23 protein-coding genes and 1 pseudogene are annotated in these 25,896 nt (G+C 74.0%); 12 read left to right on the forward strand and 12 right to left on the reverse strand.

The features are described from left to right. Positions 1 to 60: 60 nt before the first annotated feature. The 4 genes from IE330_RS39670 to IE330_RS14385 all read right to left on the reverse strand — a co-directional run bounded on the left by IE330_RS39670 (position 61) and on the right by IE330_RS14385 (position 5,334). On the reverse strand, positions 61 to 195 hold the full coding sequence (locus IE330_RS39670) for a hypothetical protein (RefSeq protein WP_268257291.1): 135 nt from the start codon (positions 193 to 195) through the stop codon (positions 61 to 63). 29 nt (positions 196 to 224) lie between these two features. Then, positions 225 to 3,563, reverse strand: coding sequence for an RHS repeat-associated core domain-containing protein (locus IE330_RS14375; RefSeq protein WP_229925635.1), 3,339 nt, complete (start codon positions 3,561 to 3,563; stop codon positions 225 to 227). Between the two features lie 354 nt (positions 3,564 to 3,917). Next, the gene (locus IE330_RS14380; protein WP_229925636.1) at positions 3,918 to 4,316 is read right to left on the reverse strand and encodes a hypothetical protein; all 399 of its coding nucleotides are present in this window, start codon (positions 4,314 to 4,316) and stop codon (positions 3,918 to 3,920) included. A 613-nt stretch (positions 4,317 to 4,929) separates the two neighbouring features. After that, a complete protein-coding gene (locus tag IE330_RS14385) occupies positions 4,930 to 5,334 on the reverse strand; it encodes an STAS domain-containing protein (RefSeq protein WP_229925637.1) in 405 nt (134 codons plus the stop codon). Between the two features lie 108 nt (positions 5,335 to 5,442). Here IE330_RS14385 and IE330_RS14390 point away from each other — a divergent pair, with 108 nt between their 5' ends. The 4 genes from IE330_RS14390 (at position 5,443) to IE330_RS14405 (ending at position 8,068) form a co-directional block, all read left to right on the forward strand. Beyond that, positions 5,443 to 5,802, forward strand: a complete 360-nt coding sequence (locus tag IE330_RS14390; protein WP_190136374.1) for a helix-turn-helix transcriptional regulator — start codon at positions 5,443 to 5,445, stop codon at positions 5,800 to 5,802. 105 nt (positions 5,803 to 5,907) lie between these two features. Continuing rightward, positions 5,908 to 6,333 (forward strand): DUF3592 domain-containing protein, encoded by a 426-nt coding sequence (locus tag IE330_RS14395; protein ID WP_190136375.1) that lies wholly within the window; start codon positions 5,908 to 5,910, stop codon positions 6,331 to 6,333. A gap of 186 nt (positions 6,334 to 6,519) precedes the next feature. Further along, on the forward strand, positions 6,520 to 7,572 hold the full coding sequence (locus IE330_RS14400; protein WP_190136376.1) for an AraC-like ligand-binding domain-containing protein: 1,053 nt from the start codon (positions 6,520 to 6,522) through the stop codon (positions 7,570 to 7,572). Between the two features lie 154 nt (positions 7,573 to 7,726). Continuing rightward, complete coding sequence (locus IE330_RS14405; protein WP_190136377.1) at positions 7,727 to 8,068, forward strand: hypothetical protein; 342 nt, start codon at positions 7,727 to 7,729, stop codon at positions 8,066 to 8,068. Between the two features lie 51 nt (positions 8,069 to 8,119). Here IE330_RS14405 and IE330_RS14410 read toward each other — a convergent pair whose 3' ends face one another. Then, positions 8,120 to 9,004 carry a glycosyltransferase family 2 protein gene (locus IE330_RS14410; RefSeq protein WP_190136378.1) on the reverse strand — a complete coding sequence of 295 codons (885 nt, stop codon included), beginning with the start codon at positions 9,002 to 9,004 and terminating at the stop codon, positions 8,120 to 8,122. Between the two features lie 509 nt (positions 9,005 to 9,513). Here IE330_RS14410 and IE330_RS14415 point away from each other — a divergent pair. Further along, a complete protein-coding gene (locus IE330_RS14415) occupies positions 9,514 to 9,981 on the forward strand; it encodes a hypothetical protein (RefSeq protein ID WP_190136379.1) in 468 nt (155 codons plus the stop codon). Between the two features lie 61 nt (positions 9,982 to 10,042). Next, the gene (locus tag IE330_RS14420) at positions 10,043 to 10,981 is read left to right on the forward strand and encodes an aminoglycoside phosphotransferase family protein (RefSeq protein WP_190136380.1); all 939 of its coding nucleotides are present in this window, start codon (positions 10,043 to 10,045) and stop codon (positions 10,979 to 10,981) included. Between the two features lie 78 nt (positions 10,982 to 11,059). Here the strand turns inward: IE330_RS14420 and IE330_RS14425 are convergent, their stop codons facing one another. Continuing rightward, positions 11,060 to 11,833 carry an SAM-dependent methyltransferase gene (locus IE330_RS14425; protein ID WP_190136381.1) on the reverse strand — a complete coding sequence of 258 codons (774 nt, stop codon included), beginning with the start codon at positions 11,831 to 11,833 and terminating at the stop codon, positions 11,060 to 11,062. Positions 11,834 to 12,142: 309 nt separating this feature from the next. Continuing rightward, a complete protein-coding gene (locus IE330_RS14430) occupies positions 12,143 to 12,694 on the reverse strand; it encodes a DoxX family membrane protein (RefSeq protein ID WP_190136382.1) in 552 nt (183 codons plus the stop codon). 184 nt (positions 12,695 to 12,878) lie between these two features. Between IE330_RS14430 and IE330_RS14435 the strand changes: the two genes are divergently transcribed. Beyond that, the gene (locus IE330_RS14435; protein WP_190136383.1) at positions 12,879 to 13,202 is read left to right on the forward strand and encodes a nuclear transport factor 2 family protein; all 324 of its coding nucleotides are present in this window, start codon (positions 12,879 to 12,881) and stop codon (positions 13,200 to 13,202) included. A 42-nt stretch (positions 13,203 to 13,244) separates the two neighbouring features. Here IE330_RS14435 and IE330_RS14440 read toward each other — a convergent pair whose 3' ends face one another. The 3 genes from IE330_RS14440 to IE330_RS14450 form a co-directional block, all read right to left on the reverse strand. Continuing rightward, complete coding sequence (locus tag IE330_RS14440) at positions 13,245 to 14,138, reverse strand: PhzF family phenazine biosynthesis protein (RefSeq protein WP_190136384.1); 894 nt, start codon at positions 14,136 to 14,138, stop codon at positions 13,245 to 13,247. Positions 14,139 to 14,248: 110 nt separating this feature from the next. Further along, positions 14,249 to 14,716 (reverse strand): lamin tail domain-containing protein, encoded by a 468-nt coding sequence (locus IE330_RS14445; RefSeq protein ID WP_190136411.1) that lies wholly within the window; start codon positions 14,714 to 14,716, stop codon positions 14,249 to 14,251. Between the two features lie 258 nt (positions 14,717 to 14,974). Next, the gene (locus IE330_RS14450) at positions 14,975 to 15,850 is read right to left on the reverse strand and encodes an SDR family oxidoreductase (protein WP_229925638.1); all 876 of its coding nucleotides are present in this window, start codon (positions 15,848 to 15,850) and stop codon (positions 14,975 to 14,977) included. A 286-nt stretch (positions 15,851 to 16,136) separates the two neighbouring features. Between IE330_RS14450 and IE330_RS14455 the strand changes: the two genes are divergently transcribed. The 4 genes from IE330_RS14455 to IE330_RS14470 all read left to right on the forward strand — a co-directional run bounded on the left by IE330_RS14455 (position 16,137) and on the right by IE330_RS14470 (position 22,097). Then, the gene (locus IE330_RS14455) at positions 16,137 to 17,768 is read left to right on the forward strand and encodes an alkaline phosphatase D family protein (protein WP_190136386.1); all 1,632 of its coding nucleotides are present in this window, start codon (positions 16,137 to 16,139) and stop codon (positions 17,766 to 17,768) included. Between the two features lie 563 nt (positions 17,769 to 18,331). Next, positions 18,332 to 19,828 (forward strand): Bcr/CflA family efflux MFS transporter, encoded by a 1,497-nt coding sequence (locus IE330_RS14460; RefSeq protein ID WP_373314649.1) that lies wholly within the window; start codon positions 18,332 to 18,334, stop codon positions 19,826 to 19,828. 62 nt (positions 19,829 to 19,890) lie between these two features. Further along, a complete protein-coding gene (locus IE330_RS14465; RefSeq protein WP_229925641.1) occupies positions 19,891 to 20,955 on the forward strand; it encodes a serine hydrolase domain-containing protein in 1,065 nt (354 codons plus the stop codon). 134 nt (positions 20,956 to 21,089) lie between these two features. Next, positions 21,090 to 22,097 carry a small ribosomal subunit Rsm22 family protein gene (locus IE330_RS14470; protein WP_190136387.1) on the forward strand — a complete coding sequence of 336 codons (1,008 nt, stop codon included), beginning with the start codon at positions 21,090 to 21,092 and terminating at the stop codon, positions 22,095 to 22,097. A 43-nt stretch (positions 22,098 to 22,140) separates the two neighbouring features. Here the strand turns inward: IE330_RS14470 and IE330_RS14475 are convergent, their stop codons facing one another. Together IE330_RS14475 and IE330_RS14480 are read right to left on the reverse strand one after the other, a co-directional pair. Continuing rightward, positions 22,141 to 22,926, reverse strand: a complete 786-nt coding sequence (locus IE330_RS14475; protein WP_190136388.1) for a calcium-binding protein — start codon at positions 22,924 to 22,926, stop codon at positions 22,141 to 22,143. Positions 22,927 to 23,131: 205 nt separating this feature from the next. Continuing rightward, positions 23,132 to 23,647, reverse strand: a complete 516-nt coding sequence (locus IE330_RS14480) for a lytic polysaccharide monooxygenase auxiliary activity family 9 protein (RefSeq protein ID WP_190136389.1) — start codon at positions 23,645 to 23,647, stop codon at positions 23,132 to 23,134. A 266-nt stretch (positions 23,648 to 23,913) separates the two neighbouring features. Here IE330_RS14480 and IE330_RS14485 point away from each other — a divergent pair. After that, positions 23,914 to 25,893 (forward strand): annotated as a pseudogene (locus IE330_RS14485) (glycoside hydrolase). Positions 25,894 to 25,896 lie beyond the last annotated feature (3 nt).

Here is a 25,896-nt window from a genome sequence, read left to right on the forward strand (position 1 = left end):
GGGGAGGGCCTCGCCGTCTGCGGACGGTGAGGCCCCCCTCGCGTGGTCAGGGCAGGGTTTCTACTTGTCCTTCTTGAGCTTGCGCTCCCGCCACATCCAGACCGATCCGCTGATGGCGATGATGACGATGATCATGATGACGCCGGTGGGCCAGAAGCTGCCGTCGCCCTTGGCGGCCAAGTAGAGGTGCTCCACGGGAATAGCCCTTTCTCGTCAGCAGGTGCTCAGGTCCAGTCCCAGCCGCCGATCGCGGCTCCCCCGACGTAGCTGCCCACCTCGTAGCCGATGTCGGTGGCGGCGGCGGCCTTGCCGCCGACGCCCGCGGCCTTCATGGCCACGCCGGTGCCGCCGCTGGCCGCGCTCAGGATGCCCGTCGCCGCGATCTGGCCGGCGGAATCCCCCTCCAGCGCTCCTCCGGCGACACCGAGGCCGGTGCTCAGCGCCGACGCGCCGACGGCTACGCCGACACCGCCGACGGGGAGCAGCGCGGCCGCGCCGACCACGGTGCCGGCGACGCCCAGGGCGTTGCCCCATTGCTTCTTGTCCAGGCCGAGGAAGTCGAGGCCGCTGGGGTCGACGCGGTTGACGGGGTCGCCGGCCGCGTAGGCGTACAGGTTGCTCTCCCGGCCGGACGGGTCGGGTTGGGTGAACCGGCCCAGTTGCGGGTCGTAGTAGCGGGCGCCCATCTTGTACAGCCCGCTCGGGTCGAGGTAGGTGCCGGTGTAGCGGTAGGGCTGGTTGGTGCCGGTGGTGGTGCGGGCCTCGCCGTAGGGCCCGTAGCTGTAGGTGGCGGTGCGCTTGCCGCCGGCGTCGACGAGGCCGATGACGCTGCCCTGGACGTCGGTGAGGTAGTACTGGCTCGCTCCGCCGGTCGTCATGGCTGTCAAGGTGCCCGTGGGTTCGCGGACGAAACCGGTGGTGTTCTCCCGCGTCATGCCGATGGCGGCGTTGGTGAAGGTCGAACCGCCGCGGGTGAGGCGGTCGTTGTGGTCCGTGCCGGCGTACGTGTAGGCCGAGGCCGTGCCGGAGGCCGTCAGGTCGGACACCTGGGTGAAGGGGGTCCACCGGGCGTCCGAGCGGGTGCCGGTGGGGGAGGCGGCGGAGGTCTCGTTGCCGTCGCCGTCGTAGGTGAAGCCGCTGTTGCCGCCGAGCGAGGTCAGTTCGTTGGCGTTGTTGTACTCGCGGACCGACTGGGCGTTGTCACAGCCGGGCAGGCTGGTTCCGGTGGAGCGGCCCGTGATGTTGCCCGCCTTGTCGTAGCAGTAGGCCCAGCCCGCGGTGGTCGAACCGTTCTTGGTCTCCACCGCCTTGGTCAGACGGCCCTTGGTGTCGTAGGTGTAGGCGAGGGCGGCGCCGTCGGTGGTCCGCCGGTAGATCTTGTCGCTGTCCTTGCCGGACTTGTCGTAGTCGTAGGTGATCGTGGACAGGACGGTCGAACCGTTCTTGACTTCGATCTTCTGGGTGCGGCTGGACTTGTCGTAGTCCGTCTTCTGGACCGTGCCGCCGGGGTAGGTGGTGGTGGTGCGGTCGCCGTTCTTGTCGTAGTCGTAGGTGGTCCTGGCGCCGCCGGGCTGCGTGAGGGCGGTGAGCTGGTTGGCGTCGTTGTAGTCGTAGGTGAGGGTGCCGCCGGCGTCGGCAGCGGTCTTCACGTTGCCGGAGGCGTCGTAGGTGACCCAACTGCCGCCGCCCGCCGGCAGGGTGCGGGTGCGCTCACGGTTCTGCTCGTCATAGGTGTAGCTGCTGGTGCCGGCGGGGGTGGTGCGGGTCTTGATGTTCCCGTCGGCGTCATAGGTGAAGGTCGCCGTCGTACCGTCGCTGGTACGGGTCTTGAGCCGGTCGCGCTTGTCGTAGGTGTGGACCGTCTTGACGCCCCGGCCGTCGGTGACCGTCTCGGTGCGGCCCAGGGCGTCGTAGGTGTACGTCAGATCGCCCTGCGCGGAGGGCCGGTCGACCTTGGTCAGGTTGCCCTTGGAGTCGTGGGTGAAGGACGTCTTGTTGCCCTCGGGGTCGGTGGCCGAGCACCGCTGGCCGGGCAGGCCGCCGCAGTCCATGGCGCCGGACCTCGGGTTGTGGTCGTACGTCCACTTGGCGCCGTCGGAGCCGCTGGTGGTGTCCGTCTGCGAGGTCATGTTGCCCGAGGTGTCGTACCCGTTGGTGACCTTCTCGCTGCTGGCGGAGGTGAGGGTCTCGGGGTAGTGGCCGCCGCTCTTCTGGGTCCAGGCCATCGTGGACTGGGCGCCGGTGGGCTGGGTGGCGGTCTTGGGGTTGAAGGCGTCGTCGTAGTCGAACTTGACGGTGTTGCCCGGGGTCGAGCCCACGCCCATGCCGTCGACGGCACTGGTGACGTTGTTGTCCGGCCCCCACGTCCTGGAGCGTTCCCGGCCGAGGGGGTCGGTGGTCTTGGTGACGCGCCAGCGGGAGTCGACCGTCTTCTGGGTGTGCTTGCCCCGCGGGTCGGTGATGCGGACGACGCCCTCGGCCTCGCTGCCGGGCTGCGGCAGGATGTAGCGGAAGGCGGTGGTGGCGCCGGTGCCGGCCGTCCTGTCGACGACCCGGGTGATCGAGGCCAGCCGGTTGGTGTCCCAGGTGAAGCGGGTCTCGCGGCCTTCCGCCGTGACCACCTTGGTCATGCGGTGCGAGGCGTCGTAGTCGAAGGCGGTCGTCCTGCCGTCGGTGTCGGTGAACTTCTCCAGGTCGTCACCGGACCACGTGTAGGACGCGGACCGCCCCGTGTTGTCGGTGACCTTGGTGATCTTCTTGCCGTCGTTGTCGAAGGTCAGGGTGCGCCCGGAGGCGGCGGTGACCTTCGCGGTGAAGGCGCCGGAGTAGGTGACGGTGGTGGCGTTGCCGTTCCTGTCCTCGACCTTGCTCACCCGGGCGTCCCCGGTCGTGCCGGACCTCGAGAACGTCGTCTTCTGCCCGTTCTTGCGCGAGGTGAGCGTGAAGGACTTCTTGTCCGAGGACTCGGTCAGGTCCTGCTTGTAGCCGGGGGCGGGGGTGAACTTCGAGCCGTCGCGCTCGAACACGGCGATCGTGCCGGAGGGCCCCTGCACGTAGACCGAGCTGCTGTTGGGCTCGTGGATCAGGTGGTCGCTGCCGGTGGTGGCCTTCCAGCCGGTGTTCAGACCGTTGTACGCGTGGCCCAGGGACAGGCCGGGCCCCGCGTCGGCGATGTCGAAGGCGTGCACGCTGACCAGCAGGTTGCCGTTGCCGTAGTTGACCTGGGCGCCGACGCTGTCCGACAGCGCCGCCTTGTAGAACTCGGACCAGGGGACCTGACCGATGCCGAGGCCCTGGAAGGTGGACTGCAGTATGCCCGCCGTCACCAGCTCCCGGTCCTCACCCGGTACTCCGATGGGAGTGCTGGCCGGTGCCCTGGTCTGCCCCACCGGGGAGGCCGGTTGCGGCGGCACGGGCCGCTTCCCGGCGCCGGGTGACGCCGACGCCTGGGCGGGCAGTAAGACGGCCAGCAGGGCGGCGCCCGCTCCCGCGGCGACCGCGGCGGTGGTGGCGGAGCGTCTGCGGCGTCCGATGCGCCTGTTCTTGGGCATGACGAAGTGCACGAGGGACTCTCCTTGGATCGTTCGGACTCTCATGGCCGGCCGCGATGACCGGGGTTCGGCGGGGGGCAGCCGGTGGGTGGCCGCCCCGGGCCGCGTTCCTGGCGGACCGCGCCCGGGTCTCCGGCTGGACCTCTGCCGGGGTCTCGGCTGGGTCCCTGCCTGGATCTCCGCCGGGGTCTCTGGCTGGATCTCCGCCAGGGTCTCCGGCCGGATCTCTGCCTGGATCTCTGCCGGGGTCTCTGGCTGGACCTCTGCCTGGATCTCCGTCTGATCTCCGAGCACCTTGCGGGCCCCGGCCCCGGCCGCGGCCCCGGCCGTGGCACCGGCGTGCGGTGGGCCCGTGCCGGGGACGGGTCAGCAGCGCTTGGACGTCCTGGCGGCGTAGGTGCCCTGCTCGCCGGCGATGGTCAGCGCGCCGTCACCGGAGGTGCAGTCGTTGACGGTGTCCGCGCCGTTGCCCCAGAACTCCTGCTGGTGCGTGTCGAATTCGTGGCGGACGCCGATCAGTGACTCGCGGTCGTAGGACCAGACACCGACCTGGAGGTCGAAGGTGATGTCCTTGTCCAGGAAGGACTTCCACACCCACACGTAGCCGTAGTTCTCCTTGCACGCGGGCGAGTAGAACTGCTTGACGGAAGCGATCTTCTCGGTGCCCCGGTAGGCGTAGGAGGTGGTGCCGATCTGGTAGGCGTCCGAGCACACACCGGCGGCCTGCGCACGCGCCGTCAGCGGGTTCCCCGTCTCGGACGGCACGGTCGACACGGGAGGCCGCTGGTCCGGCGCGGGCGTCGGGCCCGTGCCCGCGACCGCCGTACCCGCACAGGCCAGTGTCGTTGCGAATCCTGCCGCCGCGAGCGACAGCATGCGGTGAGCACGCTTCACGTGCGATCCCTCCCCTGGGCATGCGGAATCGAACAGCGGTTGCCGTTCCATGCCACATGAATGAAAGGCGCATTCATCGATGCGCCTTCGCATCATCTCGGTGAGGTCGCGCGGACTGTGTGATTCCGTGCATCGACCACGTTGCGTAAGGGAGTTGACGCCTCGTCATCGAACGGATTCGGTCGACATCTGCCTTCGAATCCGTGCCCTGGAGTGCTCCCTGGGGCCAAAGGGGCGGGACGGGACAAGGGCTCGCTCAGCATCCACGGCCGTCCCTCGGGGAGTGACATGCGTCACGGGAATACCCGCGTTACTTCAGGGCACTCGAAGGTGTTTTGAAGGGCGCTCGCGGGACGCGCCGCCGGGGGGGGGCGTGGGCCCCGTGGCCGAGGGCGCTCGTGGCCCCCGTCACCGCGAGGGCGCTCGCGGGCCCCCATCGCGAGGCCGCCCGGGGGCGTGGGGCGTCGGTCCGGCGCCGGGGGCGTCAGGACGCCGCCGCCTCCTCGACCGTCCGCCGGATGTCCAGGACGCTGTCGACGCCGGTGATCTCGCAGAGGCGCCGTACCTGGGGCGACGGTGCGACGACGCGCAGCGTGCCCGTCCGGTGGGCCTGGAGCAGGACGTTCAGGAACGTCGAGTCGGCGAAGGTGACGGCGGAGGCGTCCAGGACGACCTTCCGGTACTGCCGCGCCGCGGTCTCCAGCGCCTCCCGCAGCGGTGTGATCGAGCCCATGTCGTACTCGCCGTCCGCGGCGACGACCCACGCCTCACCGCACGCGTACTGCCGCACCCCCGGACCGTACGGGGAGTGCCCCGCGGCCCGGCCGGGCACCGGTGACCCGCTGGTGGTGCTCGTCAGCGTCTGCAGGGCGTCCTTGTCCCAGGGCACCTTCGGGCTCCTTCTGTGGTGCTCCCGCACGGGAGCACGTCGTCGGTTACCGGAAAAGTATGTCATGTAACAGACTTCCGGCAACCACCGTCCCCTAAAATGCCGGGCATGGCCGGAGTACCTGAGTCCCACACCGGATGGACGTTCATCACCAGTCACGCGCGCGTGCTGGCAGCCATCGCCGACAACCCGAACATCCGCATCCGCGAGATCGCCGCCCACTGCCGGCTCACCGAGCGGGCCGTGTCGCGGATCATCTCCGACCTGGAGCAGGACGGGTACCTGTCGCACACCCGCGAGGGGCGTACGAACACCTACCGCATCGATCCGGACAAGGTGCTGCGCCACCCCGCCGAAGCCGGGCTCTCCGTGGCCTCACTGCTCTCCCTGCTCGTGCAGGACGAGTCCGAGCGCGCCGGCGCCCCGGCCGCGGCCCCGGAGCGCCGCCTGGTGGACGCCGACGCCTGAGCCCGGCGCCGCGGCCCGGGGCCGGGACGGCCCGGATGTGCCGTCCGGGGCTCCCGCCTGCCCTTTCGCGCAACCGGCACCCCCCGCGCACGCGTCGCCTCCCCCATGGAACGCGCTTGGCTCTTCTCCCTCGTCCCCTTCGTGATCGGCACGGCCTTCCTCGGCTTCGGCGCCCACGGCCTGCGCCGCGCCCGGGTGCTCGGCCGCGTGGGTGTGACCGCCCGCGCCCGGATCGTCCGGCACGAGATCCGGCGGGGCGAGGAAGGCGCCCGGTTCCACCACCCGGTCGCGGCCTGGACCACCCGGGACGGGACGGCCTGCGCGTACGCGTCCCGGTTCGGCCGCGGGACCGTCGGCGGCCGGTTCGGCGTGGGGGCGTACGTCACCGTCCGCTACGACCCGAAGGCCCCGCACCGCTTCGTGATCGAGGGCTGGGACTCGACGGTGGTCGACCGGCTGTTCCTCGCGCTGGGGACGGTGCTCACCGTGGGGACGGCGGCGGTGGTGCTCGGGCGGCTGCTCACCCTGTGACCATGGCACCGCGGGGCCCGTGAGGAAGACGGCGGGACCGGTCCGCCGCACCGCGCCCGCGGCCCGGTCCGCTCGGGTGCCGGAAGCGTTCTGCCTTTGTCCGTGCGCCGCGTTGTGCCCGCCGGGGGTCCGATGAGACTGGAGGGCAGCGCGTGTGGTGGGTGCTGTCTCTCAGGGGGAGGACCAGTGAGCTTCTCGGCGCTCCACAGCAGTTGCGTACCGCCCGAGCAGCGATTCGACTGGTGGTGCGACCTGATCACCCAGGATGTCGCACCCACCCGGATCACCAGCGAGGACACCGACGACTTCGTCGCGACCGCGGGCGCCATCGGGCTGGGGCGCGTCCAGGTGACCACGCTGTCCTTCCCTCCCATCAGGTCCGAGCGGACGCCCGCGCTCATCAGGCGGTCCGACCCCGACGTGTACGAGCTGGCGCTCAACACGGGCGGCGACATGTGGATCACCCAGGCCCGCGGCGAGGCCCGGCTCGGCGCCGGTGACCTGGGAGTGTGGAACACCTCGCGCCCCTTCGACGGGCGCGGGCTGAAGAGGGCGGACAACGGCTGCTCGCGCGCCGTGATGGTGCACCTGCCGAGGACGGAGCTGCCCTTCCTCGACTCCACGACGGACCGGCTCCTGGCGACCTCCACCCCGACGCACCGGGGCACCGCGGCGGTCCTCGCGCGGTTCCTGCGGCACCTGGTGGCCGAGGCGCCGGGCATGACGGACCAGCAGCGGGAGCGGCTGGGCCCGGCCGTGTGGGAGCTGGCCGTCGCCTTCCTCGCGGACCGGCTCGACGCGCACGCGTACGCGCCGCCGGAGGCCCGCACCCGGATGCTGCTGGCCCGCGTCGACGCCTTCATCGACGCCAACCTGGCCGACCCCGAGCTGACCCCCTCGGCCGTCGCCGCCCGGCACCACATCTCCGTACGCACGCTCCACACGCTCTTCCGGCAGCGGGAGCGGAGCGTCGCCGCCACGATCCACCACCGCCGCCTGGAGCGCTGCCGGGCGGACCTGGAGGACCCCGCGCTGCGCGGGTCGACGGTGCAGGCGATCGCCGCCAGGTGGGGCCTGCACAGCCCGTCGGCGTTCAGCCGTGCCTTCCTCGCCGCGTACGGGACGCCGCCCGGGCAGTGGCGCAGGGCCGCCCTGGAGCGATCGGGCCCGTCGGCGGGCGCGGGGACCGCCGGGGGCGAGGCGCGCCGCGCGGAGAGTCAAGCGACGTCGCACGCGTAGGCAACGCGCGGCCGGCGGCGCGCGGAACGATGGGGGAGCAAGGGGGGCCAGGGGCCCGGCGCCGCACGGTGCCGGGCCCGTTCCGCCCTGTCGCAGGTGTCCGTGCGCTCCCGAGGGGCGCAGGTCCCGGGTCACAGCCACAGGAAGGACTGTCATGAGATTTCGTCCGAGGATGCTCGCCAGGTCCGCGACCGTGCTGGCGGCGGCCGGTCTGATCGGGCTCGCCACCACGACGTCGGCGTCGGCCGCCACGGTCTCCCACGGGGACGACCAGGCGGAGGCGTGGGCGCACGGCGCACGCGCCTACGACGGCGAGCGCGACGGCAACGGCGTGTACGCCGAGGTCTACACCGAGGCCGGCGGGCACGCCTACGTCTGGGACGGCAACGGCAGCGACGGGAACTGGGGGCCCTGGACCGACTTCCCCAGCCGCATCAAGCAGTTCCGGGCCTGCGAGGACCACAAGGGCTGCTCCGGCTGGGTCTACTGGCCGTAGCCGCGCCGGTCACCTCGGCCCCCCGGGCCGCCTGCTCGCCTCGGCCGCCGGTCAGATGAGGGGCGGGCGGCCCAGGCGGGTCATCAGCCACACCGTCCGCCAGCGCATCGGGCGGCGCTCGCCCGCCGGGGTGCGGACGCCCTCGACGAAGCCCGCCGCCCACGCGCGCAGGCCGCCGAGGGAGCGGGTGCGGGCGACGGTGAGGAGGGTCCAGACGGCGAGGTAGACGGGGACGAGCGGGACGGGCAGGCGGCGGCGGGCGAGCCAGACGCGGTTGCGGGCCGTCATGCGGTGGTAGACGGCGTGCCGGGCCGGGGACGTCTTGGGGTGCTGGAGCAGCAGCGCCGGCTCGTAGAGGACCTTCCAGCCCGCGTCGAGGGCGCGCCAGGCCAGGTCCGTCTCCTCGTGCGTGAAGAAGAACTCGGCGGGCCAGTCGCCGGTCCGCGCCAGCATCTCCATGGAGAAGGCGTGGCCGCCGCCGAGGAAGGACGTGACCAGGCCCCGGCGCATCGGGTCCTTGGCGCGCAGCCGCGGCACGTGGCGACGCTGCGTCTCGCCGTGCTCGTCGGCGATGCGGAAGCCGACGATGCCGAGGCGCGCGTCCTCGGCGAACAGCCGCTGGATCGTACGGAACACGTCGGGGTCGACGAGCAGGCCGTCGTCGTCCAGCTCGACGGCCACGTCCACGTCGCCGAACTCGCGCAGCCGCCGCAGGGCCACGTTGCGGCCGCCGGGGCAGCCCAGGTTCTCGTCCAGCTCGATCGTGGTGACCTCGCCGGGGTAGGCGGGGAAGTCCGGCAGCTCGGTGCCGTTGCCCACGACGACCACGCGGGTGGGCGGGACGTCCTGCTTGGCCACGGACTCCAGCAGGGCGTCGACGTCCTTGGGGCGGTTGCCCATGGTCACGATGGCCACACCCAGGCGCGGTTCGGACACGGGGAGGCCTCCAGGTCGATTCGTGGTCGATTCGTGGTCGTGGTCGAGTCGTGGTCGGGTGTCGAGTCGTCGTGCTGCCGCTGCCGCCGGGGTGGTGGCGCCGTGGTGGTGCTGTGGTGGTGGCGCCGTGGTGGTGCCGTGCGGTGCGACGGAACGGGGGTCCCCGAGATCGTAGCCGTTCACCGGTGTGTTCATCGTATGACGGGGCTCGTTCATGGCACCGGCTCCGGTGTCTGCGCCGGATGGGGGAGCGGGCCTTCGCCGCCGGGCGACGCCCGTCCCGCCCGCGCGGCCCCGCGCGCACGACGTGTGCCGGCCGTGACCAGTTCCGGCCGTGACCAATTTTGGTCGTGACATGACAAAAATCATGGAGGCGGTCCTTGCGGCCTGCGGGGGGCCGTGCCTCAATGCCCCCGACCCGACTCGCTGACGTTTCGTCAGGTGGCGTTCCCTGGCGGGGCGTTGAGCGAGCCGGTACCCCACACTCCCCCCATTGAAGGCAGGCCCTCATGAGGCACGGCAGACTCGCGCTCCGTTCCGCACTCGGCACCGGCGTGCTCGCGGTGAGCGCCCTCGTCCTCGCCCCCGCCGCGGGCGCCGTGGACCCGCAGACGGCGACCCTCGACTTCGAGTGCGGCTCGTACGGTTCCGGCTCGGCGACGCTCAAGGCCGCCCAGAACGGCACCGGCGCGACCATAGAGCTCTCCACGGCCGCGATCACCGCGCCGATCCCCATCGGCGCGGGCGCCGTCAACTCCACCCTCACCCTCACCAAGAACGGCACCGGCACCACCACCTTCACCGGCAACGCCAACCCGGCCCTGCCCGCGGGCAGTCCGGTCTCCACCGGGCCGCTCAACGGCACCGTCGCCCCCGGCGACAGCCTCTCGGCGAAGTCCCTCAGGATCGTCGTCTTCGGTATCACCGTGACCTGCAACGCCACGTCGGAGCAGAAGCCGGGGCCGTTCGTCTTCTGACGCCCCCGCCCCGTACGAAATCCCGTTGCCGCCGCCGGGCGGCCCGCCTACGGTGCCGCTCATGCTGCCCCCCGTGTACACCGACGAGGAATGGGACGCCGTCGTCCCGGACGAGACCGTGATGCTCCCGGGGACGGAGGACCTGTGCGCGCGGCTCGGCCACGCCGGGGCGCCCCTGACCCGCTTCGGAGAGGGCTCACAGCCGGTGTACGCCGTCGGGGACGCCCTCGTCCTCAAGCTCTTCCCGGGCGCGGCGGCCGACGACGCCGCCACGGAGGCCCGGGTCCTCGCCCATGTGCACGGCAGGCTGCCGGTCGCCACGCCCGAGGTGCACGCCAGTGGCGCGTACGAGAACGGCTGGCGCTACGTCCTGATGTCCCGGCTGTCCGGCGAGGGGCTGCACCACGCCTGGCCGCGCGTGCCCGAGGGCGGCCGGGAGCGGCTCGTCGCGCGCGCCGGTGAGGTGCTCGCGGCGCTGCACGCCCTCGACCACGCGCCGCTCGCGGACGCCGTCGGGCCCGGCGACTGGGCCGCGTTCACCGCGCGGCAGCGGGCCGACGCGGTCGAGCGGCAGCGCGCCAAGGGGCTGCCGGAGCACTGGCTCGAGCAGATCCCGGACTTCCTGGCCTCCGTGCCGCTGCCCGCCGTCGCGGGCCGTCGCGCGCTGCTGCACACGGAGTTCATGCGGGACCACCTGCTGGCCGCGCCCGCGCCCGGCGGCGGTGGCTGGGAGCTCACCGGCCTCTTCGACTTCGAGCCCGCGATGATCGGCGACCCGGCGTACGACTTCGTCGGCGTCGGCCTCTTCGTCACCCGCGCCGACCCCCGCCTGCTCGCCCGCCTCATGGCGGCGTACGGCCGCACCTTCGAGCCGCGCCTGCTGCTCGCGTACACCCTGCTGCACGTCTACAGCAACCTGCCCTGGTACCTGCGCGAGCTGCCCGCCCCGCCCGAGCCGACGCTCGACGCGCTGGCCGAGTGCTGGTTCGGACGGGCGTAGGGCCGTTCAGGCCGCTCGATCCGATTGATCCGCTTGGTCTGCTCGGTCTGCTCGCTCCGTTCGGTCCGTTCGGTCCGGTCAGTCCACCGGTACGAGGGTCAGGTAGGCGATGCCGAGCACGCGGCGGTAGCCGTGCAGCCAGGCCGCGCGGTGCCGGTCGGCGCGCTCGCGCACCTCCGCGGCCCGGGGATGCGTGGCGTGCGTGGCCAGCCACTCCTCGGTGTCCGCCCGGTACCCGGACTCGAACTCCTCCCACTCCTCCTCGCTCGCCGTCTCCACCCACAGCGGCCGGAAGCCCGCCGCGACCGCCGCGTCGGCGAGGTCGCCCAGGCTCAGGTGCTCGCCGACGCGGGCGCCGGGCCACATCGCTCCCAACTCCTCGGGGGTGGGCGTACGTTGCCAGAAGCCCTCGCCGAGGACGACGCGGCCGTTCGGCCGTACGAGGCGGCGCAGGACGGCCAACGCCTCGGCGGTGTGCGGGGGTTCGGCGTCCGCCGGGCGCAGGGCCTGGGCGGCGCCGAGGCACAGGACGACGTCGGCGGGGCCGCGGGTGGTGTCGGTCGCGGACTCCGCGACGAGCTCCAGGCGGTCGGCGAGGCCGCGGGCGCGGGCCTCGGCGCGGCCGCGCTCCAGGTCCTCGGCGTGCAGGTCCACGCCGGTGGCGGTGGCGGCGGGGGCCGCGGCGAGGAGGCGCAGCGTGAGTTCGGCCCAGCCGCAGCCGAGGTCCAGGACGGTGCCGCCGTGGCGCAGGGGGTGTGCTGCGCGCTGTACGAGGCGGGTGGCTCTGGCTTCGGAGAGGGGGCCGTGGAAGGTGAGGTGGGTGAGGCGGGGTGGGGCGTCTGTGGCGGTCATGGGGTGGGACGGTAGCTGCGGCGGGGGGTGGTGCGCCTTGGGTTTTTCGCCGGGGTGGCCCTCGCGGGGGGCGCCCCAGTCCCGCCCCTTTCCCGTAACCAGGGGGCTCCGCCCCCTGGACCCCCGGATCGCGCTGCGCGCTCGTCCTCAAACGCCGGACGGGCTGAAAATCTTCGCGTCTCGCCGCCGGCAGGGAATCAGCCCGTCCGGCGTTTGAGGACGAGGCGCGGAGCGCCGAAAAGAGCGGGGCCCAGGAGCGGCAGCCCCTGGTTCCGGGAAGGGGCGGGTGTGGGGAGGCCCCCGGCAGGGTCAGGCCGACGGCGGCGTCTCGCGCAGGGCCCGGGCGCGGGCGGTGAGGACGGCGGCCGTGCCCGCGGCGGTGGCGAGCAGGGCGGCCGGGGCCATCCACGGGCGGTTGAGGACGTCGCCGAGCGCGTGGTCGGCGGAGAGCCGCCCCGGCCCGGTGACCGCCAGGGCCGCCGCGGCCAGGCCGAGGACCGCGGGGTACTCGAAGCCGCCGCTCTGGTTGAAGAAGCCGTTCGGCGCGTGCACGGGCGCTGCCCCGGCCATCGCCCCCGCCGCCGCGGCCCTGGCCGCGGGCGTGGCGAGCCCGAGCGCGAGCACCGCCCCGCCGCCCGCCTCCGCGGCCCCCGCGAGCAGGGCGTTGGTCCGGCCGGGGCGGTACCCGACGGACTCGAACCACGCGCCGGTGCCCTCCAGGCCGCCGCCCCCGAACCAGCCGAACAGCTTCTGCGCCCCGTGCGCGGCGAGCACCGCGCCCACGCCCGTGCGGAGCAGCAGCAGGCCGACGTCCTGCCGGCCGCGGCAGGCGGACTGAGGGGTACGACGACGACAGGTCACGGCAGCTCCCGGGCGGACTCGGAGTCAGGAGGGTCAGCGGGGACGCGGGGGCGCGTCCCCCTCCGCCCTCAACGGTCCACCGGGCCCGGCCCGAGCACGCGGTGCGGCCCGCCGTCCGGGTGAGCGGTCACGCAGCGTGCGCGGGCCGGTGGCGGGACGGGCCCCTCGGTGTGACCGTGGAGCCATGACCGTCCCCGTCGACCAGCTCGCCGACCCCGCTGTCCGGGACTTCGTCACCGCCCTGAACGGCGGCGACCGGTCCGGCCTGCACCGTGTGCTCGCGCCGGGCGCCACCATGTCCGACGACGGCTCCGACCGGAACCTCCAGGAGTGGCTGGAGCGCGAGGTCTTGTCGTCCGGCGGCCACATGGACGTCGAGTCGGAGTCGGACGACGGCCGGACGCTGATTGCCCGGTACCGCAACGACACCTGGGGCGAGATGCGTACGCGGTGGCGGTTCACGGTGGCCGAGGGGAAGGTCACCCGCTTCGAGACCGGCCAGGCCTGAGCCCGGTCCGGCCGGACCGGGCCTCCCGGGGAGCCGGTGTGCTCACCCCGGGATGCGTACCGCCGTGCCCGAGACGCGGACCCGGGCGTCGCCCTCGCGCAGGGTGACCGTGAGCAGGCCGGGGCGGCCCATGTCCGCGCCCTGGTGCAGGGTCAGCTCCGCCGTGGCGGGGACGAGGCCCAGCTCGCGCGCGTAGGCGCCGAACGCGGCCGCCGCCGCGCCCGTCGCCGGGTCCTCGACGACGCCGCCGACCGGGAACGGGTCGCGCACGTGGAAGACGGTCCCCGACGCGTGGGAGTCGTCCCGCCACACCAACTGCACCGTCGTCAGGTCGAGGCGCAGCATCAGCGCCCTCAGCCGCTCGAAGTCGTACGACAGGTCGGCGAGCCGGGCGCGGGTCGCCGCCGCGAGGACGAGGTGGCGGGCGCCCGCGAAGGCGACGCGCGGCGGCAGCGCCGCGTCGAGGTCGGCCGCCGCCCAGTCGAGGGCGGCCAGGGCTTCGGTGACGTCGGCGGCCTCGGCCTCGGCCACGTACGGCTCCACGCTGGTCAGGGTGGCGCGCAGCGCGCCGTCGGCCTTGGTGACGGTCACCGGGACGGTCCCGGCCGGGGTGGTGAACACCAGGTCGCCGGGCCCGTCGCGCTCGGCCAGCGCGACCGCCGTCGCCACCGTGGCGTGGCCGCAGAAGGGGACCTCCGCCTTCGGGCTGAAGTACCGGACGGTGTAGGCGCGTTCGCCGGTCCCGGCCGGGCCGGGCGTGAGGAACGCCGACTCGCTGTAGCCGAGGTCGGCGGCGACGGCGAGCATCCGCGCGTCGTCGAGCCCGGTGGCGTCGAGGACGACGCCCGCCGGGTTGCCGCCCGCGGGGTCGGTGGCGAACGCGGTGTAGCGCAGGACCTCGGGCGGCGTGGCGTGCTGGTCAGCGGTGTGGGTCATGCCGGACGACAACCGCCGCGCGGCCGGGGGCATTCCCGGCGGCGCGGCGGTCGTACGGCGGCCGCACGGCGGTCACACAGCAGTGGTGCGGCCGTCGTGCGGGCGGCAGCTCAGTGGCAGTTCTTGGAGCCGCGGTCGCGGGTCGTCCACGCGCACGAGTCGAGCTGCGAGCCGTTCGGCTTGATCAGGCGGGCCTTGTCGCTGGTGTTGTTCCACACGTGCCAGGAGCGGCCCCAGTAGCGCACTCCGGAGGCGTTGGTGCCCTTGCCGGTGCGGACCTTCACGGTCTTGCCCGCGCCTATCCTGTAGCTGCCGAAGGTGTACGTGTAGCCGGTGTTGTCCTTCAGCTTGTAGCCCTTGAGCTGGATCGCGCTCCGGCCGTTGTTGTGGATGTTCACCCACTCACCGTTGACCGAGGTCCGGGAGCTGCTGTCCCGGCCCGGGCTGTCGTACTGGACGTAGCCGATGTGCAGGCCACCCTGGTGGCGCGGCGCTGCGGACGCCGGGGCGGCGGCGAGCAGCGGGGCCGTGACGGCGGTGGCGGCGAGGACGGCCGTGGCCGCGGAACGAATGCGCAACATGTGCTCCATGTGTGAAGTTCGTGTGGAGAGCTGCTGAGCATAGCCGGGCGCCACCGGCTCCGGGCGGGACTCCGGCGCATGACCGGAATTCGCCCCCGGCGCCGTACGTCATCCGTACGACGCCGGGTGGTCACGGGCCCTGCCTCCGGCCCAAGTGCGCTCCGCGGTGCGGCAGATGGTGCGCCGGAGTGGTCGTGGGGGAGCCGGGGCGCTCGTCAGGGAGACGGAGCGGCCGAGAGAGGGGGCCGGAGGCGGTCAGCCGCGTCCGATGTAAGGCATCGTCGTCGCGAGGACCGTCGCGAACTGGACGTTCGCCTCCAGCGGCAGCTCCGCCATGTGCCGCACCGTCCGGGCCACGTCCGCCACGTCCATGACCGGCTCGACCGCCGTCTCGCCGTCGGCCTGGAGGACCCCGGACCGCATCCGCGCGGTCATGTCGGTCGCCGCGTTGCCGATGTCGATCTGCCCGACGGCGATGCGGTACGGGCGCCCGTCCAGGGACAGCGACTTGGTCAGGCCCGTGAGGGCGTGCTTGGTGGCGGTGTACGCGACGGAGTGCGGGCGCGGGGCGTGGGCCGAGACGGAGCCGTTGTTGATGATCCGCCCGCCCTGCGGCTGCTGCTCCTTCATCTGCCGGAACGCGGCCTGGGCGCACAGGAAGGCGCCGTTGAGGTTCGTGTCGACGACGTGGCGCCAGGCGTCGTAGGGCAGGTCCTCGACGGGGACGCCACCGGGGCCGAACGTGCCCGCGTTGTTGAAGAGCAGCCCGAGCGGCCCGAACCGCTCGCGCACGGCGGCGAAGAGGGCGGCGACGTCGTCCGGCGCGGAGACGTCGGTACGCACGCAGAGCGTCCGCTCCCCGGCAGCGGGGCCGCCCGCAGGTCCACTGCCGGGGCCGCCCCCGCCAGGTCCACCCTCAGGCCCACCGTTAGGTCCACCCTTGGGTCCACCGCCAGGTCCGCCGCCCGGCCCCGCCTGCTCCGCGGCTCGCTCGGCCGCTTGCCGCGCGGCCAGCTCCGCGGTCTCGCGCAGGGGCTCCTCGCGGCGTCCCGCGAGCGCCACCGACCAGCCCTCGCGCAAGAGTTCGAGGGCGACGGCCCGGCCGATCCCGGAGCCCGCGCCGGTGACCACGGCCGTCCTCGTGGCGCCCCGCGCGGCCGCCTCCCCGAAGGTGCCCCGCGCGGCCGCCTCCGGGGCCGTCCGGGGGATCTCCGAGGGGGTCCCCGGGCCCGCTTCCGGGGCTGTCCCCGGGTCCCGCGGAGATGCTGTTCGCTCAGCGTTCATGGGCCCGCAGCGTACGGGAGGGTCCGCAACACGGACATCATCTGCCCGCCATGTGGCTGTTGTGTACGCGACAGTCCCACGTCGTCCCCCGCCACTCCAATGCACCGTACAGCCATCGTCCGGGGAGGGGCACATGACAGCTTCAGGACAGCACGCACCGGAACTGCGCGCCGCGGCACGCCACTTGGGCCGCCGCCGGTTCCTGACCGGGACCGGCGCGGCCGCCGCGCTCGCCTTCGCCACCAACCTGCCCACGGCGGGCGTCGCCGGCGCCGCCGAGCTCGACGCCGCCCGTGTCGCCGCCGACCCGTTCACCCTCGGTGTCGCCTCCGGCGACCCGCAGCCCACCTCCGTCCTGCTGTGGACCCGGCTCGCGCCCAGCCCGTACGAGGAGAACGGCGGCCTGCCCGCCCGGCGCGTGACCGTCCACTGGGAACTCGCCCACGACGCCCGCTTCCGCCGCGTCGCCAGACGCGGCACCGCCGTCGCCCACCCCGAGTTCAACCACGCCGTGCACGTCCAGGTCGACCACCTCGACGAGGGCCGCGTCTACTACTACCGCTTCCGCACCGGCCGGTGGACCTCCGGGACCGGCCGCACCCGCACCGCCCCGTCCGCGTACGGCCGCGTCGGCTCCCTCACCCTCGCCGCCGTGTCCTGCCAGGCGTACCACGACGGCTACTTCACCGCGCTCAAGCACCTCGCCGACGACGACGTCGACGTCGTCTTCCACCTCGGCGACTACCTCTACGAGTACGCCGTGAACTCCGCCGGCGGCGCCCGCAAGTACACCGACCGCGTGCTGCCCGACGTCTTCAACCGCGAGACGCTCACCCTCGACGACTACCGGCGCCGCTACGCGCTCTACAAGTCCGACCCCGACCTGCGCGCCGCCCACGCCGCACACCCCTTCGTCGTCACCTGGGACGACCACGAGACCGAGAACAACTACGCGGACGACATCCCCGAGAACGACGTGCCGCCGGAGGAGTTCCTGCTGCGCCGCGCCTCCGCGTACCGGGCGTACTGGGAGAACCAGCCGCTGCGCCGCCCGCAGCGCCCCTCGGGGCCCGACATGCGGCTCTACCGGCGCCTCGGCTGGGGGCGCCTCGCGCAGTTCGACATCCTCGACACCCGGCAGTACCGCTCCGACCAGGCGTACGGCGACGGGGCGCACGTGCCCGGGCCCGAGACCCTCGACCCGAAGCGGACCATCACCGGCGCCACGCAGGAGCGGTGGCTCATCGACGGCTGGCGCCGCTCGCGCGCCCTGTGGAACGTCGTCCCGCAGCAGGTCACGTTCTCGCAGCGGAAGTTCGACCTGAACCCCGTCGCCAAGGTCAGCATGGACGCCTGGGACGGCTACGTGGCCTCCCGCAACCGGGTGCTCGCCGGGGCGAAGGCCGCCGGCGTCGACAACCTCATGGTCCTCACCGGGGACGTCCACGTCGGGTACGCCTTCGACATCAAGGCCGACTTCGACGACCCCTCCTCCAGGACCGTCGGTACGGAGATCGTGGCCACGTCCGTCGCGAGCGGCAAGGACGGGGCGGAGAAGCCCGCCAACTGGGACACCTACATGCGGGCCAACCCGCACCTGAAGTTCTACAACGGGCGGCGGGGCTATGTGACCGTGCGGCTCGGGCGGGAGGAGGCGCGGGCCGACTTCAAGACCGTGGCGGCGGTGACGACGCCCGGGGCTCCGCTGCGGGTCGCGGCGTCCTTCCGTACGGCCGCGGGTGAGCCGGGCCTCCACCCGGCCTAGCCTCCTGGGCCCGGGCCCTGTCCCGCCGCTCCGCGGCGGATGCCGCCCACCCGCCCACCCGCGCGGCCCCGCCGGCCAGGCCCGCCCCGCCCCGCGGGCCGTCCGTGTCCTGCCGCTCCGCTGTGGGTGTCTCCCACCCGCCCACCCGCACGGCCCCGGCGGCCGGGCCGCGGCCCCGGCCTGGCGGCTTGCGGCGCCGTTGTCGGGTGCCGGTGATCCACCGCTTCGCGGCGGATGTTCCCCCACCCGCCCGCCCTTTCATCGGCCTGGCGGCCTCGTCCTCAAGCGCCGGACGGGCTGAGATGGTCCGCCGGGCGCCGTCGTCGGCTGGCGGGCGGCCGACGACGGCGAGTCGGGGGGAATTCAGCCCGTCCGGCGTTTGAGGACGAGGCGCGGAGCGCCAATGACGGGGGAGAGGGGCGGAGCCCCATACGGGAGCGGCGGGGGGCCGGGGGCGGCAGCCACCGGTTTCGGGGAAGGGGTGGGCCTGGGGCGCCCCCGGCGAAGGCACCCCCCAGCGCCTGCGACGATAGAGGGACATGACAACTACCGGGAGGGGCGCGATGGCCGAGCGTGGGGTCGGGACACCGACAGAGGCGGACACCGGCACGGGGGGAGCCGACCCCAAGGGCCCCGCGAACCGCGGGGCCCTGCACGTGGCGACGGGAGCCCTCGTCACCCTCGTCCTCGGCGGCCTCACCGCCATGCCCCCGCTCTCCATGGACATGTACCTCCCCGCCCTCCCGGAGGTCACCGACGCGCTGCACGCCCCCGCGGCCACCGTCCAGCTCACCCTCACCGCCTGCCTCACCGGCATGGCCCTCGGCCAGCTCGTGGTCGGCCCCATGAGCGACAAGTGGGGCCGCCGCCGCCCCCTCCTCACCGGCCTGCTCGTCTACATCCTCGCCACCGCGATCTGCGCCCTCGCCCCCACCGTCGAGCTGCTCATCGCCTTCCGCCTGCTCCAGGGCCTCGCGGGCGCCGCCGCGATCGTGATCGCCAGGGCCGTGGTGCGCGACCTGTACGACGGCGTCGAGATGGCCCGGTTCTTCTCCACGCTGATGCTGATCTCCGGCGTCGCCCCGGTCGTCGCGCCGCTCATCGGCGGCCAGGTCCTGCGCGTGACGGACTGGCGCGGCATCTTCGTCGTCCTGACGGTCGTCGGCGTCGCCCTGACGCTGCTCGTGTGGCGGCGCCTGCCGGAGACCCTGGCACCGCGGGACCGGCACGACGGCGGCACCGCGGAGGCGCTGCGCACCATGCGCGGGCTGCTCGCGGACCGCGTCTTCACCGGCTACATGGTCGCGGGCGGCTTCGCCTTCGCCGCGCTGTTCGCGTACATCTCCGCGTCCCCCTTCGTCATCCAGGAGATCTACGGGGCCTCGCCGCAGACCTTCAGCCTCCTCTTCGGCGTGAACTCCGTCGGCCTGATCGTCGTCGGCCAGATCAACGGCAAGCTGCTCGTCGGCCGGGTCAGCCTGGACAAGGCCCTCGCCTTCGGCCTCGCCGTGATCACCCTCGCCGCGACCGCGCTGCTGCTGATGACCAGCGGGGTCTTCGGCGACGACATCGGGCTCGCGCCGATCGCCGTCGCGCTGTTCGTGCTGATGTCGGCGATGGGCCTCGCCATGCCGAACACCAACGCGCTCGCCCTGATGCGCACCCGGCACGCGGCGGGCTCCGCCTCCGCGCTGCTCGGCACCTCCTCCTTCCTCATCGGCGCCGTCGCCTCGCCGCTCGTCGGCATCGCGGGCGAGGACACGGCCGTGCCGATGGCCGTCGTCCAGCTCGTCTGCGGGGTGGCGGCCCTCGCCTGCTTCGTGGGACTGTGCCGCCCGTGGCAGCGGAACACCGGCACCGAGCAGCAGGTGACGAAGAGCGGACCCGAAAGGGGAACGGAGTCGGGACCGGAAACGGAACCGGAACCGGAGTCGGGGACGGAGGCGGAGCCCGGAGCAGGACCGGTACCCGGAGCGGGACCGGTGGCCGGAACGCGACCGGTACCCGGAACGCGACCGGAGCCCCGAACGGGGCCGGAGTCGGAGGGGACGCCCCGCTGACGCCGCCACCTCGGACCCTGCGTCCGGCCACGCCCGACCGCGCCGGACTCGACGCCGACGCGCTGGCCGGCCTCGTCGACGGCGTACGGGAGGCGACGCGCGGCCCCCGCCCCTGGTGCGCGGGCGCCGTGGTCCTGGTCGGCCGGGGCCCCGTCGTGGCCGTGGCCGAGGCGGCGGGCTGGGCGGTGCGGTACGCCGCGTACGACGAGCGGGCCGACGCCGGGGTGGAGCTGCCGCCCGGGCGGCGCGTGCCGACGACCGTGGACACGCCCTTCGACCTGGCCTCGCTGACGAAGCTGTTCACGACCGTCGCGGCGGTGCAGCAACTGGAGCGCGGCACCCTCGCGCTCGACCGGCCGGTCGCGGCGTACGTCCCGGAGTTCACGGCCGCCGCCGCGCACGGCACCACCGTGCGCCAGCTCCTCACCCACACCTCCGGCCTCCGCCCCGAGCTGCCGCTGTACGACCTGCCGGACGCGGCGGCGCGGCTGCGCGCGCTGCGCACCGAGGCGCCGTCCGGCCCGCCGGGCACGTACCGCTACTCCGACCTGAACCTGCTCCTGCTCCAGCACGTGCTCCAGCGCGTCACCCGGCGGCCCCTCGACGCGCTCGTCCGCGACGGCATCACCCGGCCGCTCGGCATGACCGCCACCGGCTTCGGGCCCCGGCCGGGCGCCGCCGCAACCGAGGACCAGCGCAGGCCCTGGGCGAAGGCCGACCGGGGCATGCTGCGCGGCGAGGTCCACGACGAGAACGCGTGGGCCCTCGGGGGCGTGGCGGGCCACGCCGGGATCTTCTCCACGGCCCGGGACCTGGCCGTGTTCTGCCGGGCCCTGCTGTGCGGCGGCGCCTACGGCTCCGCCCGGGTCCTGGGCCCCGCCCACGTCGACCTGATGCTCCGGCCGCCCGGCCTCGGCTTCAACGTCGACCAGGAGTGGTTCATGGGCGAACTCGCGGGACGCGGGGCGGCCGGCCACACCGGCTTCACCGGCACGTCCCTGGTCCTCGACCGCGCCACGGACACGTTCCTGATCCTGCTGGCCAACACGGTGCACCCGCGGCGGCGCCCGCCGGACAACGGACCTCGCGCCCGGGCCGCCACGATGCTGGCGCGCGCCGTCCGCTGAGGTAGCCCAGCCCGTCCGGCGCTTGCGGACGAGGCGCGGAGCGCCGGGAGAACGGGCTCCAGGGGTGGCATCCCCCGGCCCCGGGAAAGGGGCGCCCCGCCGGAGCCCGGCCCCCGGCCGTCTAAAATCGCCAGGTGCACGACCACCCTTCCCCCGCAGACACCCTCCGCGCCGCCCTCACCGGCCTCCTGGAGGACCTGCCGCCCCGCGCCGCCGCCACCGCCGTGGACCGGCTCATCGCGAACTACCGGGGCGACACCCCGACCGGGGCCCCCATCCTGCGGGACCGCGCCGACGTCGCCGCGTACGCGGCCTACCGCATGCCCGCCACGTTCGAGGCCGTCCACGCCGCGCTGCGGGCGTTCGCCGCCGCGGCCCCGGCGGGCTGGGCCCCGGCCGCGCACACCGACATCGGCGGCGGCACGGGCGCCGCCACCTGGGCGGTCGGCGCCACCTGGCCGGGCGAGCGGCCCGTCACCGTCCTCGACTGGGCCGAACCCGCGCTCGCCCTCGGCCGCGAGCTCGCCGCACACCACCCCGGGCTGACCGGCGCCCGGTGGCAGCGGGCCCGTATCGACGCCTCGCTCACCGTGGCGCCCACCGCCCTCGTCACCATCTCGTACGTCCTCGGCGAGCTCACCGAGGACGACCGGGCCCGGGTCGTGGACGTCGCCGCGCGCGCCGCCACCGACGCCGTCGTGGTCGTCGAGCCCGGCACCCCCGACGGCTACGCCCGCGTCATCGCGGCCCGCGACCGGCTCGTCGCCGCCGGGTTCCGCGTGGCCGCGCCCTGCCCGCACAGCGACACCTGCCCGATCGTGCCGGGCACCGACTGGTGCCACTTCTCCGCCCGGGTCAGCCGCTCCTCGCTGCACCGCCGGGTCAAGGGCGGCTCCCTGGCCTACGAGGACGAGAAGTTCTCCTACGTCGCCGCCGTCCGCGACCCCGGCCCCGCCGCCGATGGCCTCGCGCCCGCCGCCCGCCGCGTCGTCCGCAGGCCCCAGATCCGCAAGGGCCAGGTCCTCCTCGACCTCTGCGACGCCGACGTGGCCCTGCGCAAGGCGACGGTGACGAAGCGGCACGGAGCCCTGTACCGGGAGGCGCGGGACGCCGACTGGGGCGATGCCTGGCCGGAGGTCTAGCGCGGCTCCACCCCGGTTGCGGGGCGGGCGTCCCGGGCCCGGCCTACGGCAGGACGACGTCCCGGCCCGGGCCGCCCTGGACGGTGTCCTTGCCGGAGCCGCCGACGATCAGGTCGTCGCCGCCCTCGCCGTGCAGCATGTCGTCGCCGGAGCCGCCGAGGAGGCCGTCGTCGCCGTCGCCGCCCATGACGTGGTCGCGGCCGGAGCCCGCGTGCACGAGGTCCTTGCCGCCGTACCCCTCGACCATGTCGTCGCCCCGGCCGCCCCACATCCGCTGGTCGCCGTCGTCGCCCATCAGGTGGTCCGCGCCGTCGCCGCCGTCCAGGACGACGCGCCCCATGACCATGTCGTCTCCCCCGTCGCCCCGGACCGTGTGGGCGGTGTGGGCGTGCAGGGTGTCGTCACCGGGCCCGCCGCTGACGGTGGCGACCCCGGCGTCGCTGGTGGCGATCTCGTCGTCGCCGTCGCCGAGGAAGACGTCGATCCGGTCCGGCCGGGCGCCGTCGGTGGGCAGTTCGCAGACGACGTACGTCTCGTCGCCCGGTTCCAGGTACGCGCAGTGGTCGTCCGGCTGGAGCGGGACCGCGTCGCGGAAGCCGATGCGCCGGACCCCGTCGCCCTGATCCATCGGGACCACGTGGAGGTCGTTGACCTGCCCCGGGGCCGCGGTGAAGGTGAGGGACTGCGTCGCCCAGTCGGCGCCGACACGAGCCTTGCCCCCGGAGGCGGCGGGAGCCGCGGCGGCAGGGCCTGCGGCGAGACCTGCGGCGAGACCGGTGGCCAGCAGGGCCACGGCGGCCGCGCGGGCGGTGACTGGGTGGCGGTTCATGGGACCTCATCTCGGTGGGGGCCGGGGGCCGGGGGGCGCCCGGAGCGGACGGTGCTCGCCCGCTCCGGGCACCGGCGGAGCCGGGTCGTGCGCATCGAACGGTGGTGCTGTGGAACGGTGGTGCGGTGGTGCGGTGGTGCTGTGATGCGGTGGAACGGTGGTGCTGTGGTGCGGTGGAACGGTGGTGCTGTGGTGCGGTGGCGGGTCAGCGCACGTTGACGTCCACGCAGGCGTAGAAGGCGTTCGGGGTGTCGGCGATGTTCCACACGGCCAGAACCTTCTGCTTGCCGGTGAGGCTGCCGAAGTTCACCTGGTGGGTGACGGTCTCGCCGGGCCGCGCCCCGCCGTCGTTGAACTCGGCGATCTTGCGGCCGCCCGCGTAGTACTGCCAGGTGCTGGTGGCGTGGCGGGCGGTCAGCCGCCAGTTGAAGCTGGTCGTCCTGCTGACTGGGGTGACCTTCCAGCCCTTGGCGTCGTTGTCGAGCTCGGCGAACGCGGCGTTGCCGCCGCTGCAACTGGTCAGGCCCTTGGGGCCCTCGACGCTCTGCGGCTCGTACTTGATGGCGCCGCACGAGACGACGCCGGAGGCGCACTGGGCCTGCCGGCTGGGCGGCGAGGAGATGTAGCCGTGCGCGCTCGCGCTGCCGGCGGGCAGGGTCACGGCCAGGAGCGGGGCGATGCCCGCACCGATGGCGACGGCCAGCGTCTTCTTGCTCTTCATGCCAACTCCTCCGTGGGGGTGGGTTCTTGTCCGTACGAAACGGACAAGCATGCACATGACAAGCGATGTCACGCATGGGAGTGGGGTCGTCATGCGTGGCGAGGGAAGCGTACCCCTCTTGGTCTAGACCATGCTGTGAATCTTCCGAGGAGGTGGCGGCCGGAAGGCGGGCCGGACACTTCGCACCTCGCCCCCGGGCGCCGGACGGGGCGGAACCACTGCCTCCTCTTATAACTCCCTTAGGGCCGGCGACTATCCACGTCACCATGCCGACCACAACCGCACCCACAACCACAGCCACCGCCACCACAGCCCTGGGCCTGGCCCTCGTGCTCCTCGCCGGCGGGGCCACCGCCCGGGCCGCCGTGCCGGAGGTGGCGCGCGGCGGCACCGTCGCGGTCGCCGTCCGTGGGGGGACCGCCCTCGTCGACACCGCCACGCTCGCCGTGCGCGCCCGCACCCGGGGCGGGCACGACCGGCTGCTCTCGGCCGCCGCGGCCACGCCGCTCGGGAAGCCGGGGCCGGTGCGCCGGGGGGCCGGCGGGCTCGTGCGCTGGAGCTACCCCGCGCGCGGGCTCGACGTCACGGCCCGCGCCGACCACGGGCGGCTCTCGCTGAGCTTCGGCGCGCGCCGCGACACCTCACTGCGCTGGCCCGTCACCGGGGTGGGCGCGCCGCGGTCGGCGAGCCTGCAACTGCCGCGCGGGGAAGGGCTCGACATTCCGGTGGCCGACCCGTTCTGGGTCACCGGCGGGGGCCGCCTCGCGGGCACGGACCTCGACGTGGGCGGCGACCTCACGCTGCCGCTGTGGGGCTGGTCCGCCGGGCGGTACGGCGTCAGCTACCTGACCCCGACCGACCTCGGCACCTCCCTCGCCCTCACCGCGGCGGGCGGGCGGCTGCGCGCCACCGCCCGGCACGACTTCCGCCGCGCCGACGGCACCGGCGCCTACACCGTCACCCTCGCCCTGACCGACGGCAACCCGGTCGCGCCCGCCGCCGACTACCGCGCGTACCTCGCCGAGCGCGGGCAACTCGGCAGCCTGCGCGAGAAGTTCCGCAGGACCCCGGCCGCCCGCAAGCTGCTCGGCGCCTTCCACGCCTATGTGTGGGGGAAGGCCCGCACCGCCGGGGGCGTCCGGCGGCTGCGGGCGCTCGGCGTCGACCGGATGTGGCTCGGGTACGACGCCGGGCCGCGCCCCATGGACGCGCGGGCCGTCGCCGCGGCGAAGGCCGCCGGGTACCTCGTCGGCCCTTACGACACGTTCGCCAACGGGCAGGACCCGAAGGGCGCCGACAGCCCCACGTCCGTGTGGCCGGACCGGGTGTACCCGGACTTCTGCGTCCGCGACGCCGACGGCCGCCCCCGCACCGGGTTCGGCGGCCGGGGCTGCTACCTGAGCTCCGCCGCGTTCGAGCGCGCCGAGCCCGCGCGCCACCACTTGGCGGACCGCACCCGTGCGATGGTGCGCAACGGCGCCGACAGCTACTTCCTGGACGTGGACGCCACCGGCGAGCTGTTCCGCGACCACTCCCCGCGCCACCCCATGACCAAGGCCGAGGACCGCGCCCACCGCCTGGCCCGGATGCGCCGCCTCACCGGCTCCGGCCTCGTGCTCGGCTCCGAGACCGCGTAGGCGTGGGCCAACCGGGTCCTCGCCTTCGACCACGGCAGCGCGACCCCGGCCGCCGACGGCCTGTGGGCACTGGAGAAGAACCGGGAGGAATGGGGCGGCTACTACCCGGAGGGCGCCCCGAAGGCCTTCTTCACGCCGGTCCGGCTCCCGGCCGCGCTCGCCACGGCGATGTACGACCCGCGCTACCGCGTCCCGTTGTACGGGACAGCCCTGCACGGCTCCACCGTCAGCGTCGAGCGCTGGGAGCTGTCGTACGGGAAGCTGCCCGCCGAGAAGACCCGCCGCGCGCTGCTCGCGATGCTCTCCAACCGGCCCCTGAACTACGTCCTGGACGGTACGGAGAGCGCGCGGCAGGGGCGGGAACTCGCGGCGCTCCAGCGGTACTTCGCGCCGCTGCACCGGGCCGCGGGCACCGAGCGCCTCACGTCCTTCCGGTGGCTGACCGCCGACCGGACCCTGCAGCGCACGGTCTTCGGCGACGGCGTCCTGACCGTCACGGCCAACTTCGGCAGCAAGGCCCGCGGGGGCCTGCCCGGGGGCTGTGTGGACGCCAGGCTGCGCGGCGACGGCCGCCCGCGCCGCCTGTGCCCGGCGGACCTGGGGTCCTGAGGG

Source organism: Streptomyces longispororuber (genome assembly GCF_014656095.1).
In the GTDB taxonomy this organism is placed as follows: domain Bacteria; phylum Actinomycetota; class Actinomycetes; order Streptomycetales; family Streptomycetaceae; genus Streptomyces; species Streptomyces longispororuber.